The sequence below is a fragment of the Sphaerochaeta sp. S2 genome (assembly GCF_016406725.1).
GTDB lineage: Bacteria > Spirochaetota > Spirochaetia > Sphaerochaetales > Sphaerochaetaceae > Sphaerochaeta.
Genome location: NZ_JAEKNT010000146.1, coordinates 1 through 1,129 on the forward strand (window position 1 = coordinate 1; position 1,129 = coordinate 1,129).

2 protein-coding genes are annotated in these 1,129 nt (G+C 30.0%); both read left to right on the forward strand.

Features of this window, described 5'->3' with window-relative positions:
• The coding region (locus JF818_RS03900) for a hypothetical protein (RefSeq protein WP_233065938.1) at positions 1-809 on the forward strand (809 nt) is incomplete at its 5' end.
• A 54-nt stretch (positions 810-863) separates the two neighbouring features.
• Positions 864-1,129: hypothetical protein (locus JF818_RS16315; RefSeq protein WP_233065940.1), on the forward strand; the 266-nt coding region annotated here is incomplete at its 3' end.

Sequence of the window (1,129 nt, forward strand, 5' to 3'; positions counted from 1 at the left end):
AAATTAACCAACTCGTACGCAATATTAACAAGTTCCTACGTTCAGAATCGTACAGACGAACTGAACGACTCTTTGAATCAGAGCTATCAAGACTTTCGAATAATCGAAAAGCAACTCAACAAAGATTGGGTGAGTTGGAAAAACAACATAGAGAAAATGCACTTGATAGAAATAGAGAATCTCACTCAAAAATTAAAAACGAATACTCAAATCTGGAAGAAAGATATAACAACAAAAATCAAGAACTTCAACAAGCTACCGAAGAATACTACTCCAATCAGCGAGTTAGAGAATCAATTGAATATCATATTAAACAAGAAGAATCAGCTATCAAGCGAATTGAACAAGAAACAGATGAATTTGGAGCAAGAACTCAACTTGATGAAAACAGAATGGGAGAAGAAATTTGGGAACAATTTAGAGCAGTTACAGAGCAAATTGAAACAAGAATTGAAGATGTCAGAACAGATAGAGCAAAACTTGAAGAAAAAGTACAATCCTCAATTAATGAAGATATTAAATCAGCAGAACGAAAACATCAAGAATCTAAAAGAGATTTTGAAGGAAAAATCAATCTTGAAGAAAACGAAATTACAAGAATTGAGGGAGAACAAAACAGCCTTGAATCAACAACTCTCGATGAACTTAGAAAAGGACTTGATGAAAATTCCCCAGAATTGTCCGCAAGAATTAAAACTCTATTGGAAGTACGAAGAGTGGCAATCGATTTTGAGGTTGCAAAATGCGAAGAAGAATTTTATAAAAGAGTTGAAAAGTTCTTTAACAAAAAAACTTTGTCACGAGGGTAAAACTCTTGAATGGTTTATAGATACTTATAACAATGAAATTAAACAAATAAAACTATGAAAATTAACATTTTAACAATTAAAAAAACGAATCTTACAGAATTTATCCATCATTGGTCAAAACTATATTCATACTCCAACGAAACATCATATTACAATGCTATAACAAAAGAAGTATTTGAATTAAATGATATTCAAAACTTGTACGTTTGGAAAAATGGAATGAAATTAAGTACATTAAAGCAAATATCATTAGATAACAAAATTAAAGCTAAACTCACGATAATTAATAATTTTAAATCAAAAAATGAAATAGATTTAGC